Below are 18,572 nucleotides of genomic sequence, written 5' to 3'. Positions count from 1 at the left end.
TATATGTTAGAAGGGTAAATCGTCATTTTCTTCTGGTGCAATCGATTTTTGCTCAGAAGCTGTATTTGTTGGTTGCTTAGCTGTATTTGCAGGTTGTGGATTTGTTGAATTATCTGCATTTTTCTTCGTGTTTAACATTGTCATTTCTAAAACATGAACCTCTGTAGAATAACGTTTTACACCATCTTGTTCCCATTGTCTGTTTTTTAGTTTTCCTTCCACGTAAACTTTATCTCCTTTAGATAAATATTTCTCACAAATTTTTGCCAAACCGTTTCTTGCCACAATATTATGCCAATCTGTATTGGTTACTTTTTCGCCAGTTTGTTTGTTGGTATAGCTTTCGCTAGTGGCAATAGGAAAACGACCTATACAGTTTTGGTCATCAAAATAATGCATTTTTACATCGTCGCCCAAATTTCCAATCAAAATTACTTTGTTAATTGTACTTGCCATAGCTTTATATTTTGTAAGGTCGAGCGCAGTCGAGCCCTAAATTAAACCTCTCGCAAGCTGCGCTTTTATCTTCAAATTAAAAAATATTTTAATTTTTAATAATGCTCGAGGAGACAAACTTTAATGTTTGTAAAATTATAATCAAATGTACTAAAAATATCATTAATTTTTAGATTGAAATTCTTCCAAAAAGTTAGAAATTAAAACAGGAACAGGAAAATCTTGTATGTTTTCCCAAGAAATAGTAGTGTTTTCCAAAGATTTTGTCTCTATAATCCAAAATTGTGTATATAAATGTTGGTGAGATAATTTATGTACAATTTCCTTCTTATTATGTAATAAAATTGTAGTTTCATTAGGAAATAAATCCGTAAATTTTTCGGTTGAAATCAGTTCATTTTTATTAATGATTTGCTCACTTTCAATCAACGGAAATTCATATAAGCCTTGCCAAATTCCTTTTCCTTTTCTTTTGGATAAAATGGTTTTATTATCAGCTGTTTTAATCACTAGAAAATTAAAATATCGTTTTCTAATCTTTATTTTTTTCTCCTTTATAGGTAGTTTTTTAACGAGATTTTTTTCAAAAGCAACACAACTATTAGTAAAAGGACAAGAATCACATAATGGATTTTGAGGTTTGCAATGCAGTGCACCAAAATCCATAATTGCTTGGTTATACATTCCTGGTTGGCTTTTATCTATTAAAGATTGTGCAATTTTTTTAAACTCTTTAATTCCTGCAGTGGAATTGATGGGTGTAGAAATTCCAAAATAACGAGAAAGCACTCTATAAACATTACCATCTACAACAGCTGTTGGTTCGTTAAAACAAATAGAAGCAATTGCAGAAGCTGTATAATCTCCAATTCCTTTTAATTTTATAATTTCTAAAAACGTAGTTGGAAATTCTCCATTTAGTTCGTTTACAATGTGTTTTGCACTAAAATGAAGGTTTCTTGCACGAGAGTAATACCCTAAACCTTGCCACATTTTTAAAACGATACTTTCATGTGCTTTTGCGAGGTCGAAAACTGTTGGAAATGCTTCCGTAAATTTTAAATAATATGCCAAACCTTGCGCAACTCTTGTTTGTTGAAGCATAATTTCGCTCAGCCAAATAAAATATGGGTTCTTCGTTTCTCGCCAAGGAAGGTTCCGTTTGTTTTGTAAATACCAGTATGTTAACTTTTTAGAAAACTTCATTTATAAATGAGAATATTCTGCGAAATTAAAGGATTAAATAGAACACTGTATCCTAAAATTAGAAAATAATATTCTACGTTGTTAAAATAGTTTGTAATTTATTACAACTTTAAACGACATAAAGCAAATTAGGAAGATTATTATTTTAACAAATATTTTTTGTATATTAACTTAATATTAAGTTTGGTTTTTTTAAGAACCCCATAAAAAAACTCAAGTAATTTTAGTTAAATAGTAGAATTTACTTGTATAATTAACAATAAATTATGAATATTGCAGACAATTAATTCAAAATAATTTATAATGAAATTTAATTTTAATGTTATTTTAACGTTATTCTTAGCGTTTTTTGTGCAAATATCTTTTGCGCAACGAAAAACAGTTACAGGTACTGTTTCAGATAAATCTGGGCCTCTGCCAGGGGTTTCAATTATTATAAAAGGTAGTAATAAAGGAACTGAGACAGATTTTGATGGTAAATTTACTGTTAATGTAAAACAAGGAGATGTACTTGTGTTTAGGTATTTGGGGATGAAAACCTTAGAAAAAGAGGTGGGGTCAAGTGATACTATTAACGTTGTTTTGGTAGAAAACGCTCAATCTTTAGATGAGATTGTTATTACGACAGGTTATGAAACAATTAGGAAAAAAAGATTTACAGGAGCCTCTACAACAGTTAAAGGAGCTGATCTTAAAATAGATGGTGTTGTAGATGCTACCCGAATGTTAGAAGGTAGGGTTGCTGGTGTAAGTATACAAAATGTTTCTGGTACTTTTGGTGCAGCACCAAATATTACTATTAGAGGTGCTTCGTCTGTATTTGGTAATAATACCCCTTTGTATGTAATTGATGGTATTGTGCAAGAAGATATTGTAGATACTACAGGTTTAGAAGCGTTAACTAATGGAGATGCACAAACACTTTTAAGTTCTTCTATTGCAGGTATAAATGCAAATGATATTAAAGATGTTCAAATACTAAAAGATGTTTCTGCTACAGCTTTATATGGTGCAAGAGCTAGAAATGGGGTGGTTGTTATTACAACAAAGAGTGGTAGAAAAAATGCTCCTTTAAAAGTAACTTATACGTTAGAACAAACATTAAGAGATATTCCATATTACAGTAATTTCGATATACTTAATTCAAAAGAGAATATGAGTATATTGAAAGAGTTAGAGGCTAAAGGGTTTTTAAATCCAGAAGATGTGGCTCAATCAAGATATGGTGGTATATATACAACAATGGAGCAAAGAGTAAATACTTTTAATGGTTCTGGTGGGTTTTTATTAAGTAATACTCCTGAGGCTAGAAACCGCTTTTTAAAACAATACGAATTAGCAAATACAGACTGGTTTAGAACTTTGTTTAGACAATCTATGACGCAAAACCATTCAATTAGTTTAAGTGGTGGTGGTGAAAAAAACACACTTTATGCGTCGCTAAGTTTCTTTACAGATCCAGGTTGGTCTATTGCAGAAAATGTTAAAAGGTTAACTTCTACTATAAAAGATACTTATTTTTTGTCTGATAAGTTTAATGTAACTTTTACTACAGTAGCATCTGTTCGTAACCAAAGAGCGCCTGGAACTTTTTCTAGAGAAACAGATGATTTTAATGGAGAGGTTTCAAGAGATTTTGATATAAACCCATTTTCTTATGCTTTAAATACATCTAGAACTTTAAGACCAAGAGATGAAAATGGAAATTATGAATACAATAGAAACAATTGGGCTCCTTTTAACATCTTAGAAGAAATAGATAATAACTATTTAGATTTAGATGTAAAGGATATCAGATTTCAGTTAGATGCAAATTACAAGCTTAATGATCATTTAACTTATTCTTTTAATTCTGCTGCACGTTATGTAAATAGTACATCCGAACACCAAATTAGAAGAAACTCTAATGTTGTTTCTGCATATAATGCAAACGAAACTACTATTGTTAGAGATGCTAATAACTTTTTGTATACAGATCCAGACAATCCTTTGTTACAACCAATTCCTGTTTTTCCTAGAGGAGGTTTGTTTATAAAAAGAAATAACTATTTAACTTCTTACTATATTAGAAATAGTATTAATTACGATAAAACATTTGAAAATAATCATAACTTAAATGTGTTTTTAGGTCAAGAGATGAGGTATGTAGATCGTAATAGAGATAATTTTACAGGATATGGTTTGCAGTATAATAATGGGTACACTCCATTTACAGATTCTAGATTGTTAGAAAAAGTACTAGCTAGTGGAGATAATTATTTTGATGTAAATCAAGAAAGAGAAAGAACTGTAGCGTTTTTTGGTAAAGCTACTTATTCTTTTAATGATAAATATATCTTAACGCTTACAGGAAGGTTCGATGGTTCTAACAGACAAGGGGTAACTTCTAGTTCTAGATGGCTACCTACAGGATCCGTAAGTGCTAAATGGAATGCTAATGAAGAAGATTTTATAAAAGATTCCGAAATAATTAACAACTTAGCAATTAGAACTTCTTATGGTTTAACTGCTACTCCAGGAAATGCTACAAATTCATTGGCTATATATAGGAGTCAAATTACAGATAGATTAAACCTGAGAGATAGAGAAAACTTTTTAGATATAGAAGCTCTGCCAAATTTAGATTTAACTTGGGAAAAACAGTATGAATTAAACATAGGTTTTGATTTAGGTTTAAACAATAATGCAATTCAACTTAGTGCAGATTATTTTAAAAGAGATATTTTTGATAATATAGATTTTATTAGAACTTCTGGTGTTGGAGGTCAGTTTATAAAAGAAGGTAATAACTCTACAATGGATATTCATGGTTTTGAATTAAATTTGAATACTAGAAATATTTCCACAGATGATTTTTCTTGGAGTACCAATTTTAATGCTTCTTACGTTAACCAAAAAATTACAGATCTTCAAAGCCAAACAAATGCTTTTGACTTGATAGATGCAACAGGTTCTAATATCGTTGGTTTTGCACCACAGTCTATATTTTCTTTTAAATTTGCTGGTTTAAACAATAGAGGGTATCCTACTTACGATTTAGGAGATTTGGATCCAATAAAGGGGTTAGATTTTCAAGAAACTCAAAATTTAGCAACATTATTAAAACATGAAGGTTCTGTAATACCTAATATTCAAGGAGGTTTTACAAATAATTTTAGATATAAGAATTGGAATTTAAATGTACTAATAACTGGAGCTGGAGGAAATAAAATAAGACTTAATCCTGTGTTTAGTTCTACTTATAATGATTTATCTGTCTTTACAAAAGACTTTAAGAATAGATGGATTATTGCTGGAGATGAAAAAATAACAAACATACCAACAATAGTATCTAGTAGAGATGCAAGAAACCAAGATTTAGTTCGTGCATATAATGCATATAATTATTCTACTGCAAGAATTGCAGATGGATCTTTTGTAAGAATGAAAAACGTTTCTTTAGGCTATTCTTTTGATAAAGATGTAACAGATAAATTAGGTATTACTTCCTTAAATGTTAGATTGCAGGGTACTAACTTATTTTTAATTTATGCAGATGATAAATTAAATGGGCAGGATCCAGAATTTTACCAAACAGGTGGAGTTGCGTTGCCTATTAGAAGGCAATATACATTATCAATTAATTTAGGAATGTAATAAAAATATATATTATGAAATCAAATTATAAATACTTAACCAATATCACATTGCTTTGTAGTCTTATTTTATTTATAGGATGCAACGAATTTTTATCAGAAATACCAGACAATAGATCTCAAATAGATAGTCCAGACAAAATTTCTCAGTTAATTACTGGTGCTTATTCAACAGCAAATTATCAGTTAATGGCTTCTATAATGTCAGACAATTCAGAAATTAAAGTAGAAGGTATTGGAGATAGAATGCAAAAAACACTTTACAACTGGGAAGACGCTACAACCTTCGAAACAGATAGAGATTCACCAACGTATTTTTGGAATAATACTTATGCAGCTATTTCACAAGCTAACGCAGCTTTAGAGGCTATATCTAAGTTAGAAGGTAAATACGATTTAAAGAGTCAAAAAGGAGAGGCTCTAATAGCTAGAGCTTACGGTCATTTTATGATTGCAAATTTTTGGTGTAAACAATACAATCCAAAATCAGCCAAAACAGATTTGGGTATACCTTACGTTTTAAAACCTGAAAAAAATCTAATACAAAACTATGACAGAGGTACTTTGGCAGAAGTTTATGAACTTATAGAAAAAGATTTAGAAGAAGGTTTAGCTATTGTAGGGAATGATTATGTAGCTCCTAAATTTCATTTTACAGAATTATCTGCAAGTGCTTTTGCGGCTAGGTTTTATCTATATAAAGGAGATTGGGATAAAGTTATAAAATATAGTTCTAAAGCAGTAACCAACCCTGAAAAACAACTTAGAAATATGGTTGCCTATAAAGCTTTGTCTTATGATGGAAATAGATTACTATACCCAAGTGTAAAGGAAGAATCTAATTTATTAATAGCCTCAACAGCTAGTTTGTGGGCAAGAAGATTCGCAGGAACCAATTTTGGATTATCTATTAATAAGGCCAATCAATTGTTTTTTGGTAGCCCAGGAAATCCATTTAAAAAGTCATGGGCATATACTGTTTATGGTGGTACAGATCTTGTATACAATTTTCCAAAATTTAGAGAATATTTTAAAATTACCAATCAAAATGCAGGTATAGGATCTCCATATACAGGAATTGTTTTATTTGATAGAGATGAAACTATTTTAAATAGAGCAGAAGCTTATGTTATGAAAGAAAATTATGCAAGTGCTTTAAAAGATTTAAACATTTTTCTGTCTAAAAAAACACTTTCTTACAACGCTACAACAGATATACTTACAGAAGATATGGTTGTAGCACAATACCCTGTCGTTCCAAAAGAATATACACCTTTTTACACATTAAATGATAAACAAACCTCCTTTGTAAAATTTATTGCAGAACTAAAAAGAAGAGAATCATATCATCAAGGTTTACGTTGGTTCGATGTTAAAAGATTCGACTTAGAAGTTTCTCGTAAACTCAGTATCTTAGGAGACCCTAATGTACTTGTTAAAGGAGATAAAAGAAGACTTTTAAAAATTCCAAAAAATGCACTTAATTTCGGAATAGTAGATAATCCTAGATAAATTAAAATTACTTAAATATGAAAAAATATATATTATTACTTATTGCACTTGTTGCCATATCTTCATGTAAATTAGAAGATAAAATCACTGAAAGTGATTTAGATGTTAGTACACCAAAATTATCTGAATTAGATGCTTGGTTAAGAAAAGAATTTACAACACCTTACAATATAGATGTTCGTTATTCTTGGGATGATGATGAGGTAGACCAAAGCCGTTATTTATTTCCTCCTTTAATTGATAATGTTAAACCAGCAATGGAAGCAATTAAAACAATATGGGTAGATACTTATACGAAAGTTGGAGGAAAAGATTTTATCAAAAAAATTGCTCCTAGAAATATTGTTTTGATAGGAGGTATAAACTTAAACCCTTCAGGAACAATAACATTAGGTCTTGCTGAGGGTGGTAAAAAAATTGTATTCTTTAGCGTAGATTTAGTAGATTTTAAAAATAGAGCTAGTTTAACTCGTTTTATATCTACAATACAACATGAATATACCCACATCTTAAATCAAACCGTACCTTTTGACGAGCCAAATTATGGGCAAATTACACCAGGTAACTACACTGCACAATGGTTTAATGAGTCTATTAAAAAATCAAGAGAATTAGGGTATATTACGAGTTATGCAAGAGCTAATCCTTTTGAAGATTTTGCAGAAATGGTAAAAACTATGTTATCAAGTGATAAAACTGGTTATGACAAAATAATAAACAATATAACTAGCGCTAAAGCTAAGAAAGATTTAAGGAAAAAAGAAGCATTTGTGGTAGAATACTTCTTAACTGAATTTAATATAGATTTTTATGAATTACAAAAAGTAGCAGCAGCAAATATTGAAAAAATTTTAAACTAAAATTATGAAAAAGTATAAAAAAATATTTAAAACACTAGCCCTTTTTAATTTATGTATTATTGCATTTAGTTCATGTCAACAAACTGAAACAAAAGAGCTGTTTGATCAATCAGCAACAAAAAGGTTTAATGCTAAAGAAAAAGAACTTAGTTCTTTATTAACATCAGCAGAAAATGGTTGGCATGCGACTTATTTTACAGATGATTCGTCTTTAGGCGGTTATACTTTTTTATTTAAGTTTAAAAAAGATGGAAAAGTTAGTACTGCTTCAGATTTAACATCAGATACAAGCGTTAAAGAAAGTGAATATGATATTAACATTGGTACAACAGTACAATTATCTTTTACAACGAGAGGTCCAATACATAAGTTATCAGACTCAAATAACGGACCATTTAAAGGGCAGGGTTATAGAGGTGCCTTTGATTTTAGTTATTATGGTAAAGATGGTGAAGACTTACTTTTTAGAGATGTAAAAGCTTTTAAAGAAATTCGATTTAAAAAAGCTACTGCAAATGATTGGACAGATATTAGAAAAAATGCTACTATTAGAAACCTTATAACTGGACAGTCTTTAGCCTATGAAGTTAATAAAGAAGTTAATTTTTTTAGCTATAATAATATTAGAAGGTTTGCAACCAATAAAAATTCTAAAGTTAAAAAAACAAATTTTGGAATTGGATTTTCATCTACAGGAATTTTGATAAGCCCTTCTGTAGTTGCGGATAATGGTATGTCATATAGTGAGCTCACTTTAAATGATAAAAGAAATAAGTTTGTATCAGAAGATGGTAAGTTTTCTATTTTTATTTTGAGTACACCTTTTGACGTGAATCAAAACTGGAGAATAAGGGTTGGTGTTGTTGGAGAAGTGTCTAAAGAGTTTTCTAAGACTTTCAATGCTATTTCAAAAAGTAATACTAGCATATATTCAGAAACACTATCTACAACTATTCGTTTTGGGAATACTTTCCGTGATACTCCTGCTGGTATTTTATTTCGATCTTTTTCTGACCCAACAACTGGTGCTGGTTACTGGGCAGAATACACTCCATCTTTTTCAGCAGCATATCCAGATTTGGAGATGTTAAACATTACTAGATCTGTAGGTGCTTATAACTGGAGATTTTATAAACATCTTGATCCTTTAATAGCTTTAATTGTAGATAATGCTCCATACGAATTAGAAAAAACACCTTCAGACAACCCAACTTCAATTAAATTAACCAGTAAATCAAACCCAGATGTTTGGTTTACAATTAGAAGGTAAGTAATATTATTAAAAAATATAATACTTAAGTCTAAACATTAGTTTAAACTAAATACAAACAAATTTCAAAAGCCAGTATAAATTTATACTGGCTTTTTTATAAAATGTAAAAGAACTCTCTAAATGAAGTCATCTTATGTATATGAATTAAAATGAAATTTTATATACCAGAATTTTTTTAAGAAAACTTTCGTTATTATTTAAGTTATTGTTTTTGGAATAGATTAATTATCATATATTTGCATCCGCATTTTTGAGATTAAATTAATAAAAATATAGTAAAAATAGAGACATGACGAAAGCAGATATCGTATCGAAAATTTCAGAGAAATCAGGAATTGAAAAAACAGATGTTTTGGCAACTGTAGAAGCATTTATGACTGAGGTAAAGGATGCATTAGAAAATGGTGACAACGTTTATTTAAGAGGTTTTGGTAGTTTTATTATTAAAACAAGAGCAGAAAAAACTGGTAGAAATATTTCTAAAAATACAACTATTAAGATTCCAGCTCACAACATTCCAGCTTTTAAACCAGCGAAAACTTTTACTGAAGGAGTAAAAAGTAAAGTAGCTGTTAAGTAACACAATACTAATCTAAACCTTAAATTGGTTTAAAAAACAACAAGCATTATGCCAAGTGGTAAAAAAAGAAAGAGAGCAAAAATCTCTACACACAAAAGAAAGAAAAGAGCTAGAGCAAATAGACACAAGAAAAAAAAGTAAGCTAATGCTTACTTTTTCGCTTATTGTTTAGCGAAAAAACAAAAACGTTCATTGACATTTGAAGATTTAACAACTGCTAGCGCAGAAAATCTTCGCACGGTATTTAAAAATACCTGACAATATTAATCCATCTGCACAATTACGTGCAGTGTTAAAACCAAATTCAGCATGAAAACAGAATTAATAATTCGTTCAAATTCATCTGATATTGATTTTGCCTTATTAAGAGATGGAAAACTTATTGAATTAAATAATGAAACAACTGACAACAAATTCTCTGTTGGCGATATTTTTTTAGCCAAAATAGGAAAAGTGTTAACAGGTTTAAATGCAGCCTTTGTAAATGTAGGATACCCAAAAGATGGGTTTTTACATTATCACGATTTAGGCGCGCAAGTAAACTCATTAAACTCATTCATTAAGAAAGTAAGCACAGGTAAGTATAAAGAATTCACTTTAAAGAACTTCCGATTTGAGGAAGACATCAACAAAGACGGTAGTATTAACAAAGTATTAAAAACAGGACAAAACCTGTTAGTACAAATTGTAAAAGAACCAATTTCTACAAAAGGACCAAGATTAAGTTCCGAACTTTCTATAGCTGGTAGATTTTTAGTTTTAGTTCCTTTTTCTAACAGAGTTTCTGTTTCGCAAAAAATAGAAAACCCAAAAGAAAAAGAACGCTTAAAAAGATTAGCAAAGAGCATAAGACCAAAAGGTTTTGGCGTTATTCTAAGAACTGTAGCAGAAGACAAAAAAGTCGCAGAATTAGATAAAGATTTGCAAAACTCATTAGAACGATGGAAAACCATGTGTAAGCGAATCGCAAACACAAATACACCAACAAAAATATTGAGTGAATTGAACAGAGCATCTTCTATTTTAAGAGATGTTATGAACGATTCTTTTACAAACATTGTAACAAATGATGAAACACTGAAAGTAGAAATTAAAGAGTATTTACAAGAAATTTATCCCGAAAAGGAGAGTATTGTAAAGCTACACAGATCTGAAACTCCAATTTTCGAAAAATATGGAATAGAAAGACAAATTAAAACATCGTTTGGAAAAACTGTTTCCATGAGCAAAGGTGCCTATTTAGTTATAGAGCATACAGAAGCTTTACATGTTATAGATGTAAACAGTGGAAATCGTTCGAATAAAGCAGGCTCTCAAGAAGATACAGCATTAGAAGTAAATCTAATTTCAGCTACAGAAATAGCACGTCAATTACAATTGCGTGATATGGGAGGAATTATAGTGGTAGATTTTATTGATATGCACAAAGCAGAAAATAGAAACAAACTGTATCAGCATTTAAAAGAGCAAATGGCTTTAGATAGAACAAAACACAAAATATTACCTCCAAGTAAATTTGGATTGGTACAAATTACAAGACAAAGGGTAAGACCAGAGTTAAGTATAAAAACTACCGAAACCAATCCAAACAAAAATGGAGAAGTAGAAGCGCCAATTGTCTTATTAGACAAGATTGAAGCAGATTTAGAAAAATTTATTTCTAATCCAAAGAATAAAAAGATTCAATTACATTTGCATCCTTTTATTGCTGCTTATCTATTAAAAGGCATTAATTCTATTCGTTTTAAATGGTATTTAAAACACAAAAAGTGGATTACAATTATACCTAGAGATGCTTACACTTACTTACATTATCAATTTAAATCTGTAAAAGATTAAACGATAATAAGGCAATAATTTTTTATCAAAGAAAAACCCAAAACTCTAAAAGTTTTGGGTTTTTTCATTTTAGATTAAGTTTCGAGTTTCTTTTTTAAATCTTGATTTATTTTTCTAAAAAACTATTTTTTCTCTTTAATCAAATACATATATACTGGAAAATGATCTGAATAACCTCCAGTGTAACCTCCATTAGAAAAACTTCTAAAAGGATATCCTTTATACCTTCCTTTTTTCTGACTTAAAAAGCGTTTGTTAAAAATATTTGCCTGAAACATTTTGTAGTTAGAGAAGTCTTTTTTTCCTTTATCTAATAAAGGCGACGAGATTAAAATCATATCAAAAAGGTTTAAATTATCTCTGTAAGCTAATGTATTAAAGCCTCTTCTATGCAAATCTTCATAAGGGTTGTATATATCATTTTCTTCGACATTTTTCTTTCTACTTTTTGTTTTCAAAACTTTTTTAAAGCTAGAATTAATTGGGTCGTCGTTAAAGTCTCCCATTATTAAAATTTTGGCATTCGGGTCTTTATCTCTAATTTGTGCAATTATTTTAGTGTTTTGGTAAGCCGCTTTTTCTCTTAAAGGCCTGCTTTTAGCTTCTCCACCACTTCTAGAAGGCCAGTGGTTTACAATTAGATGAATTAATTCGTCATCTAAATAACCAGAGACTAATAATTGATCCCTTGTATACACTTTCCTGTTTTCTCTATAAATATTAGGATTAAATGTTTGATGAAAAACAGGTTTAAAATATCTTTTTTGATATAGTAAAGCCACATCAATGCCTCTTTTATCTGGAGAATCGTAATGGATAATACCATAATGTTTTTTCGCCAAATGTTTCGATTTTACCAAATCTTCTAAAACACTTAAATTTTCAACTTCAGCAACCCCTATTATGGCAGGGCTTGTTTTTGCTTTGTCTAAACCAATTTTAGAGATTACACTACCCAATTTATCAATTTTGTCCCAATAAACTTTAGAACGATTTGCTTTTAATTCCATCATTGGGCTAGCCTCATCGTTAATAGAAGTATCGTTTATAGTATCAAAAAGGTTTTCTAAGTTATAAAAAGCGATAGTTCTAATGTTATATTTCTTTCCTTTTTTCTGAGAAAAAGTAGCGAAAACAGTTAATAGAAGTACTAAGAAAGTAGCAATATTTTTATTCATTACTGTATAATTTATGTTTGCAAACATATAAAACAAAATTTAGGTCAAAATTATATAATGGTATTTTAACATTGGTGTTTGTTAAAAAGTGTTAATTTTGCATATATTTTAATGTAAAAATAATATAAATATTCAAACAAACTTTTATGAGAAAAATTTTTCTATCAATGTTTTTGCTTTTCTGCTGTACAGCACTCCTACAAGCACAAAATGTTGTAAAGGGAATTGTTGTAGATGGCGATTCTGAAAACCCTCTACAAAGTGTCTTAGTAACCGTAAAAAGTACAACCATTAGTAAAGTAACAGGTGCAGATGGTGTATTTAATCTTACAGGTATTTCTAATGGCAATTATATTGTAGAGATTAAATTAGCAGGTTACGAAACGCAAAATTTTCCTGTAGAGTTTTCTGGTAATGTTGTAGATTTAGGTACTATTTTGTTTTTTAAAGACATTACAGAAGATCAAGACTTAAGTTTAATTACCATTACAGATGACGAATTGAATGGAGAGGCAAGCGCAGCAGACAATATTTCTGGTTTGCTACAAGCAACAAGAGATGTTTTTTTAAGATCTGCCGCTTTCGAGTTTAGTTCTTCTTTCTTTAGAATTAAAGGGTTAGATTCTGGAAATGGAAAAGTACTTATCAATGGAATAGAAATGAACAAAATTTACGATGGTAGAGCACAGTGGAGTAATTGGGGTGGTTTAAACGATGTGTTAAGAAACCAAGAATTTAGCAATGGATTGTCTCCATCTAATTTTACTTTTGGTGGTGTTCTAGGTTCTACAAATATAAATACTAGAGCATCTCAACAAAGACCTGGAGTTAGAATTTCTTACTCTTCTTCCAACAGAAGTTACCAACACAGAGCCATGACCACCTATTCTACAGGAATGTTAGAAGGGGGGTGGGCAATGACATTTTCTGGAAGTAGAAGAGCAGGTTTAGAAGGTTTTAATAAAGGGACAACCTATAATGCCTATTCTCTTTTTGCTTCTGTAGAAAAGAAAATTAACGACCATCATAGTCTTAGCTTTACCTCTATATTTACACCAAATAGAAGAGGTAAATCTTCTCCAAACACACAGGAAGTTTTCGATTTAAAAGGAATCGAATACAACGAATATTGGGGGAATTTAAATGGTAGAAAAGTAAATTCTAGAATTAAAACAGTAGAAGAACCAATTTTAATGTTAAATCATTTTTGGGACATATCTCAAGAAACTTCCTTACAAACAAACGTAGCATATCAATTTGGTAAAATAGGAAATAGTCGTATCGACTACAATGGAGGTGCAAATCCGAGCCCAACTTATTATAAGTATTTGCCAAGTAGTTTTTTAGCAAATGATGATAAAGAAGGTGCTTATGATGCACTACAAAACTTTCAAAATGATGGACAAGTTGACTGGGATAGAATTTTCGATGCCAATGTTACAACTGCTCAACAAGGTCAAAGCAATGCGTATGTGTTATATGAAGACAGAATTGATAGTAAACAATTAAGCGTAAATACAATATTAAATTCTGAAATTACAAACAACATAACCTTTAATAGTAAATTAGAATACAAACAATTAAGATCTAGAAATTTTGCAGAAGTTATAGATTTACTTGGAGGAAATGGGTATTTAGACATAAACCCCTTTGCAGAGACAGAAGACCAAGCTCAAAACAATATACTAAATCCAAATAGAATTGTAGGTAAAGGAGATAAATTTAAATATAATTATAATATTAATTCAGATATTATTTCTGCATTTGCACAAGCACAATTTAAGTATAATAAAGTAGATTTTTATGTTGCAGCAAATGTTTCTAGAACTTCTCACCAAAGAGAAGGTTTATATAAAAGTGGAGGCTTTCCAGACAACTCTTTAGGAAAATCTAAAAAATTAAGTTTTACAAACTATGGCGCAAAGGCTGGTGCAACTTATAAAATAACGGGGCGTCATCTAATAGATGCTAATGTGGCATATATTACAGATGCACCAACAATAAGAAATTCTTTTTCTAATCCAAGAAGTAATAATTTTGAAGTAAGAGATATTACAAGCCAGAAAATATTTTCAACAGATGTTAGCTATATTTTAAGAAGTCCAAATTTACAAGCAAAAGTAACTGGGTTTTATACAAAGATAAAGGATGCTACAGACATTGGCTTTTTCTTTTCACAAGGAGCGAATACAAACACCTTTTTACAAGAAATAGTTACAGATTTAAACACAAAACATTTTGGAGCAGAATTGGGTTTAGAAGCACAAATTACAGCAACAATTAAGTTAAAAGGAGCTGCAAATATTGCCCAGTATACGTATGATAATAATCCAAATGTGTATCTAACTGCAGAAGATTTTGTAGTTGTAGATCAAGGAAATGATAATAACCCAGAAGGAATAAGAGAACAAGGAGCTGCAAATTTAAAAAATTATAAATTAGCAGCAGGTCCACAAAAAGCTTATTCTGTTGGTTTTGAATACAGAGATCCAGATTATTGGTGGATAGGAGCAACAGCAAACTTTTTTGATGAAGCTTATCTAGACGTAAGTCCATTATTAAGAACAGCATCTTTTTATAAAGATAATGATGGATTACCATTTAATAATTATGATCCCAAAATAGCAAAAGAACTATTAAAACAAGAAAAGTTTGATAGCTATATGTCCGTAAATTTAATAGGAGGTAAATCTTGGAAAATAGGCGATTATTATATTGGTTTATTTGCAACCGTAAATAACTTATTCAATGAAATATACAAAACAGGAGGTTATGAGCAAGGAAGAGCATCTGATTATAACAGATTAAAAGAAGATGTTAGTTTGCCTGTAAGACAATTTGGACCAAAATATTGGTATGGTAGAGGAACAACGTACTTTTTAAATGTAAGCATTAGTTTCTAAAAAAAATATTAAAACAAATTAAAATGAAAACAAATAAATTAATCATCTTAGTAATAGCCATTATTACAGGAATTTCTTTTACTTCTTGTGTAGAAGATGGAGACTTTACAGTACCACAAAATTTAGGTGTAGAAGAAAATGCTAAATTAAACGAACTATTAGCGGATAATATAGATATTAAAACAATTTCTCAAGTTAAATCACTTTTTTCATCAGGAAGTGCCCCTGTAGAAATAACAGATAAACTAGTGGTAAAAGGCTATGTAACTTCTTCTGATAAATCAGGTAACTTTTTTAAAGAAATTTATTTACAAGATAATCCAGAAAACCCAACAGAGGCAATTAAAGTAGTTTTAGAACTAAACGATACCTACAATAAATACAACATTGGTAGAGAAGTTTATATTAACTTGGAAGGCTTATTTGTTGGAGAAACACGTTCAAGAGATGGTGTTACAGCAATTGGTGGAAAAGCAGATGGAAATAAGTTGGTAAACTTATCTTTAAATCAAATAGAAAAAAATATGTTACGCTCTACAAAAACAGAAAAAATTGTACCATTAAAGTTAAGCTTATCTCAAATTTCTGAAAGTAATGTTGGTATGTTTGTTCAAATAGATAATGTTGAATTTCCTTCAAATATAGCAGGAGAAAAAAATTATTTTGATGATAATGATAGATTTGACACCAAAAGAACTTTACAAAGTTGTGAAGGTTTTGGATATAGTAATTTCGAACTAGAAACAAGTTCTTTTGCAAGTTTTGCTCGAAGAACTTTACCAAAAAAAGCAGGAACTTTAAAAGCAGTAGTTGTAAAAACATTCGATGGGAGAGATGTAGTTTTAGCTTTAAACGACATTGCAGATATAGATTTTTCTAAAGATAGATGTACACCTTTAGATGCTAATGATTTTAAAACAAGTTACGAAGAAGATTTTGAATCTATGGCATCTTCAAATCCCTTAGAAGGTAATGGTTGGATTTCTTTTGCTGAAGAAGGTCGTTTTAATTGGAGAGTACTTACGACCACTGATAGTGGGAACCCTGGAAGTAAAATAGCTTCTATGGGAGCTTATAATTCTGGTGAACCAACAAATATTGCGTGGCTAATATCGCCAAGTATAGATTTAGATGCACAAGATGTAGAATTTGTAAGCTTTCAATCTTCTAATCGTTATGCAGATAATAGCGAGTTAGAATTTTTAATTTCTACAGATTGGGATGGTACAAAAGCAAACATAACAACAGCAAATTGGTCTAAATTACCCGCAAATATCGTTTCAGACGATACAAACTTTAAAAGTTGGGTAGATTCTGGCGCAACAGATTTAAGTGCTTTTTCAGGAAAAGCATATATTGCGTTTAAATATATTGGTGGAGACGATAGTGGAAGCGCACCACCTAATACAGGTACTATAGATGGTGGTTTTGAAATTGATAACTTTAAAATTCTCGTAAAAAAATAGTTTTTTAACATATAAAAAAACCAGTAAAGTATTTTCTTTGCTGGTTTTTTCTATTTTTACACTATGAAAAAAATAGAACATATTGGAATCGCCGTAAAAGATTTAGAAACCTCAAATACATTATTTGCTTCACTTTTTGGAAAACCACATTACAAATTAGAAGAAGTAGCTTCTGAAGGTGTAAAAACATCATTTTTTAAATCTGGACCTAATAAAATAGAACTCTTACAAGCCACGAATCCAGAAAGCGCTATTGCAAAATTTATAGATAAAAAAGGAGAGGGAATTCATCACATTGCATTTGCAGTTTCTAATATAAAAGCAGAAATAGAAAGACTTACAAAAGAAGGCTTTGTGGTTTTAAATAAAGAACCAAAAATAGGAGCAGACAACAAACTAGTCGCATTTTTACACCCAAAAACTACCAATAGTGTTTTAATAGAATTGTGTCAAGAAAGAGATTAGTTAAAATACTGCTAACGAACACTGTCAAATGCTCGCTAATTATTATCTTGCACCATTAAAAAAATAGTACGAATGGCTACAAAGTTCGAATCTTATCAAAAAAGACGTTTAGCATCTTCTTACATTTCTGTGGTAATAAGTATTGCTTTGGTACTCTTTATGGTAGGAATTTTAGGTTTTGTTCTTTTAAAATCTTCTTTAGTTGCCAATCGAGTAAAAGAAAAAGTAGCAATTACATTGTTTTTAAAAGACAATGTAAGTAGAAAACAAATAAATAGCTTTAAAGAATCTCTACAAAAAGAAGAATTCACAAAAAGAATTATTTACACCTCTAAACAACAAGCAGCAAAGAATTATAGCAAAGAAATTGGCGAAGATTTTATGAAGTTTGTTGGCGAAAATCCATTAAAAAACGGAATAGATATTTATTTAAAAGCGGCATTCGTAACACCAGAAAAAATGCAGGAATTAGAAACTCGATTTCTAAAAAATGCATTTGTGGCAGAGGTAACTTACGATAAATTACTCATAAATTTAATAACAAAAAACATTAAAAGAATTAGTTTTTGGTTGTTAATTTTAAGTGGTTTCTTTGGTTTGGTAGCAATTATTTTAATTAATAGTTCTATTCGATTATCAATTTACTCTAAAAGATTTAATATAAAAACCATGCAAATGGTTGGGGCAACAAAAAGTTTTATTAGAAAACCTTTTATTTGGCGAAGTATAAAATTAGGCTTTATTGGTGCTTTTTTAGCATTAATTGGCTTAGCAGTGGTAATTTACTATGCAAATAAATTTGCACCAAGCCTAGGTTTGCTAAAAGATTACCTTTCTTTATCTTATTTAGCGGTTGGTGTTTTAATCATAGCATTTTTAATTACTTGGTTAAGTACATTTTTTGCTACACAACGTTTCTTAAATTTACGAACAGACGAACTTTATTATTAATTATATGGAAAACGAAAATATTAAAAAACCAGAATTTTTATTTGGCAAAAAGAACTATATTATTATGGTAGTGGGTCTTGTTTTTATCTCTTTAGGCTTTATTTTTATGGCAGGTGGAGGTAGTGATAGTCTTGAAGTTTTTAACGAAGAAATTTACAATTGGCATCGAATTCGTTTAGCACCAACGTTGGTTATTATTGGTTTGGGAATTGAGATTTACGCAATATTAGCAAATCCTAATAAATAAG

At 30.0% G+C, this 18,572-nt stretch carries 14 protein-coding genes; 11 read left to right on the top strand and 3 right to left on the bottom strand.

Going from position 1 to position 18,572, the window contains the following annotated elements; all coding sequences use genetic code 11:
* Positions 1 to 6: 6 nt before the first annotated feature.
* Both J3359_RS07555 and mutY read right to left on the bottom strand, forming a co-directional pair.
* A complete protein-coding gene (locus tag J3359_RS07555) occupies positions 7 to 456 on the bottom strand; it encodes a single-stranded DNA-binding protein (RefSeq protein ID WP_208080094.1) in 450 nt (149 codons plus the stop codon).
* Between the two features lie 162 nt (positions 457 to 618).
* On the bottom strand, positions 619 to 1,662 hold the full coding sequence (gene mutY / locus J3359_RS07550) for an A/G-specific adenine glycosylase (protein WP_208080093.1): 1,044 nt from the start codon (positions 1,660 to 1,662) through the stop codon (positions 619 to 621).
* Between the two features lie 303 nt (positions 1,663 to 1,965).
* On the opposite strand from mutY, the gene J3359_RS07545 reads away from it, so the two are divergent.
* The 6 genes from J3359_RS07545 (at position 1,966) to J3359_RS07520 (ending at position 11,361) form a co-directional block, all read left to right on the top strand.
* A complete protein-coding gene (locus tag J3359_RS07545; RefSeq protein WP_208080092.1) occupies positions 1,966 to 5,298 on the top strand; it encodes a SusC/RagA family TonB-linked outer membrane protein in 3,333 nt (1,110 codons plus the stop codon).
* A 14-nt stretch (positions 5,299 to 5,312) separates the two neighbouring features.
* The gene (locus tag J3359_RS07540) at positions 5,313 to 6,809 is read left to right on the top strand and encodes a RagB/SusD family nutrient uptake outer membrane protein (protein WP_208080091.1); all 1,497 of its coding nucleotides are present in this window, start codon (positions 5,313 to 5,315) and stop codon (positions 6,807 to 6,809) included.
* A 17-nt stretch (positions 6,810 to 6,826) separates the two neighbouring features.
* Positions 6,827 to 7,669: a substrate import-associated zinc metallohydrolase lipoprotein gene (locus J3359_RS07535; RefSeq protein WP_208080090.1), complete on the top strand. Its 843-nt coding sequence runs from the start codon at positions 6,827 to 6,829 to the stop codon at positions 7,667 to 7,669.
* A gap of 4 nt (positions 7,670 to 7,673) precedes the next feature.
* Complete coding sequence (locus J3359_RS07530) at positions 7,674 to 8,939, top strand: DUF4302 domain-containing protein (protein WP_208080089.1); 1,266 nt, start codon at positions 7,674 to 7,676, stop codon at positions 8,937 to 8,939.
* Positions 8,940 to 9,231: 292 nt separating this feature from the next.
* Positions 9,232 to 9,522, top strand: a complete 291-nt coding sequence (locus J3359_RS07525; RefSeq protein WP_208080088.1) for an HU family DNA-binding protein — start codon at positions 9,232 to 9,234, stop codon at positions 9,520 to 9,522.
* A 309-nt stretch (positions 9,523 to 9,831) separates the two neighbouring features.
* Positions 9,832 to 11,361 (top strand): Rne/Rng family ribonuclease, encoded by a 1,530-nt coding sequence (locus J3359_RS07520; protein WP_208080087.1) that lies wholly within the window; start codon positions 9,832 to 9,834, stop codon positions 11,359 to 11,361.
* Positions 11,362 to 11,483: 122 nt separating this feature from the next.
* Here the strand turns inward: J3359_RS07520 and J3359_RS07515 are convergent, their stop codons facing one another.
* On the bottom strand, positions 11,484 to 12,539 hold the full coding sequence (locus J3359_RS07515) for an endonuclease/exonuclease/phosphatase family protein (RefSeq protein WP_208080086.1): 1,056 nt from the start codon (positions 12,537 to 12,539) through the stop codon (positions 11,484 to 11,486).
* A 146-nt stretch (positions 12,540 to 12,685) separates the two neighbouring features.
* Between J3359_RS07515 and J3359_RS07510 the strand changes: the two genes are divergently transcribed.
* The 5 genes from J3359_RS07510 to J3359_RS07490 all read left to right on the top strand — a co-directional run bounded on the left by J3359_RS07510 (position 12,686) and on the right by J3359_RS07490 (position 18,571).
* Positions 12,686 to 15,442 carry a carboxypeptidase-like regulatory domain-containing protein gene (locus J3359_RS07510; protein ID WP_208080085.1) on the top strand — a complete coding sequence of 919 codons (2,757 nt, stop codon included), beginning with the start codon at positions 12,686 to 12,688 and terminating at the stop codon, positions 15,440 to 15,442.
* A 23-nt stretch (positions 15,443 to 15,465) separates the two neighbouring features.
* Positions 15,466 to 16,908 carry a DUF5689 domain-containing protein gene (locus J3359_RS07505; protein WP_208080084.1) on the top strand — a complete coding sequence of 481 codons (1,443 nt, stop codon included), beginning with the start codon at positions 15,466 to 15,468 and terminating at the stop codon, positions 16,906 to 16,908.
* Between the two features lie 63 nt (positions 16,909 to 16,971).
* Complete coding sequence (gene mce, locus J3359_RS07500; protein WP_208080083.1) at positions 16,972 to 17,373, top strand: methylmalonyl-CoA epimerase; 402 nt, start codon at positions 16,972 to 16,974, stop codon at positions 17,371 to 17,373.
* A 72-nt stretch (positions 17,374 to 17,445) separates the two neighbouring features.
* Positions 17,446 to 18,324 carry a cell division protein FtsX gene (locus J3359_RS07495; protein WP_208080082.1) on the top strand — a complete coding sequence of 293 codons (879 nt, stop codon included), beginning with the start codon at positions 17,446 to 17,448 and terminating at the stop codon, positions 18,322 to 18,324.
* Between the two features lie 4 nt (positions 18,325 to 18,328).
* On the top strand, positions 18,329 to 18,571 hold the full coding sequence (locus J3359_RS07490; protein ID WP_208080081.1) for a DUF3098 domain-containing protein: 243 nt from the start codon (positions 18,329 to 18,331) through the stop codon (positions 18,569 to 18,571).
* Position 18,572 lies beyond the last annotated feature (1 nt).

It is taken from the genome of Polaribacter cellanae, from assembly GCF_017569185.1.
GTDB classification, from domain to species: Bacteria; Bacteroidota; Bacteroidia; order Flavobacteriales; family Flavobacteriaceae; genus Polaribacter; species Polaribacter cellanae.
Note: the sequence above shows the minus strand (reverse complement) of the source record. Positions and strands in the feature narration are given on the sequence as shown.

Excerpts from the sequence above, each read along its gene's own strand:
- J3359_RS07525 (WP_208080088.1), top strand. The coding sequence starts at position 9,232 with ATGACGAAAGCAGATATCGTATCGAAAATTTCAGAGAAATCAGGAATT.
- J3359_RS07505 (WP_208080084.1), top strand. The coding sequence starts at position 15,466 with ATGAAAACAAATAAATTAATCATCTTAGTAATAGCCATTATTACAGGA.
- mutY (WP_208080093.1), bottom strand. The coding sequence starts at position 1,662 with ATGAAGTTTTCTAAAAAGTTAACATACTGGTATTTACAAAACAAACGG.
- mce (WP_208080083.1), top strand. The coding sequence starts at position 16,972 with ATGAAAAAAATAGAACATATTGGAATCGCCGTAAAAGATTTAGAAACC.
- J3359_RS07495 (WP_208080082.1), top strand. The coding sequence starts at position 17,446 with ATGGCTACAAAGTTCGAATCTTATCAAAAAAGACGTTTAGCATCTTCT.
- J3359_RS07515 (WP_208080086.1), bottom strand. The coding sequence starts at position 12,539 with ATGAATAAAAATATTGCTACTTTCTTAGTACTTCTATTAACTGTTTTC.
- J3359_RS07510 (WP_208080085.1), top strand. The coding sequence starts at position 12,686 with ATGAGAAAAATTTTTCTATCAATGTTTTTGCTTTTCTGCTGTACAGCA.
- J3359_RS07540 (WP_208080091.1), top strand. The coding sequence starts at position 5,313 with ATGAAATCAAATTATAAATACTTAACCAATATCACATTGCTTTGTAGT.
- J3359_RS07520 (WP_208080087.1), top strand. The coding sequence starts at position 9,832 with ATGAAAACAGAATTAATAATTCGTTCAAATTCATCTGATATTGATTTT.
- J3359_RS07545 (WP_208080092.1), top strand. The coding sequence starts at position 1,966 with ATGAAATTTAATTTTAATGTTATTTTAACGTTATTCTTAGCGTTTTTT.
- J3359_RS07555 (WP_208080094.1), bottom strand. The coding sequence starts at position 456 with ATGGCAAGTACAATTAACAAAGTAATTTTGATTGGAAATTTGGGCGAC.
- J3359_RS07530 (WP_208080089.1), top strand. The coding sequence starts at position 7,674 with ATGAAAAAGTATAAAAAAATATTTAAAACACTAGCCCTTTTTAATTTA.
- J3359_RS07490 (WP_208080081.1), top strand. The coding sequence starts at position 18,329 with ATGGAAAACGAAAATATTAAAAAACCAGAATTTTTATTTGGCAAAAAG.
- J3359_RS07535 (WP_208080090.1), top strand. The coding sequence starts at position 6,827 with ATGAAAAAATATATATTATTACTTATTGCACTTGTTGCCATATCTTCA.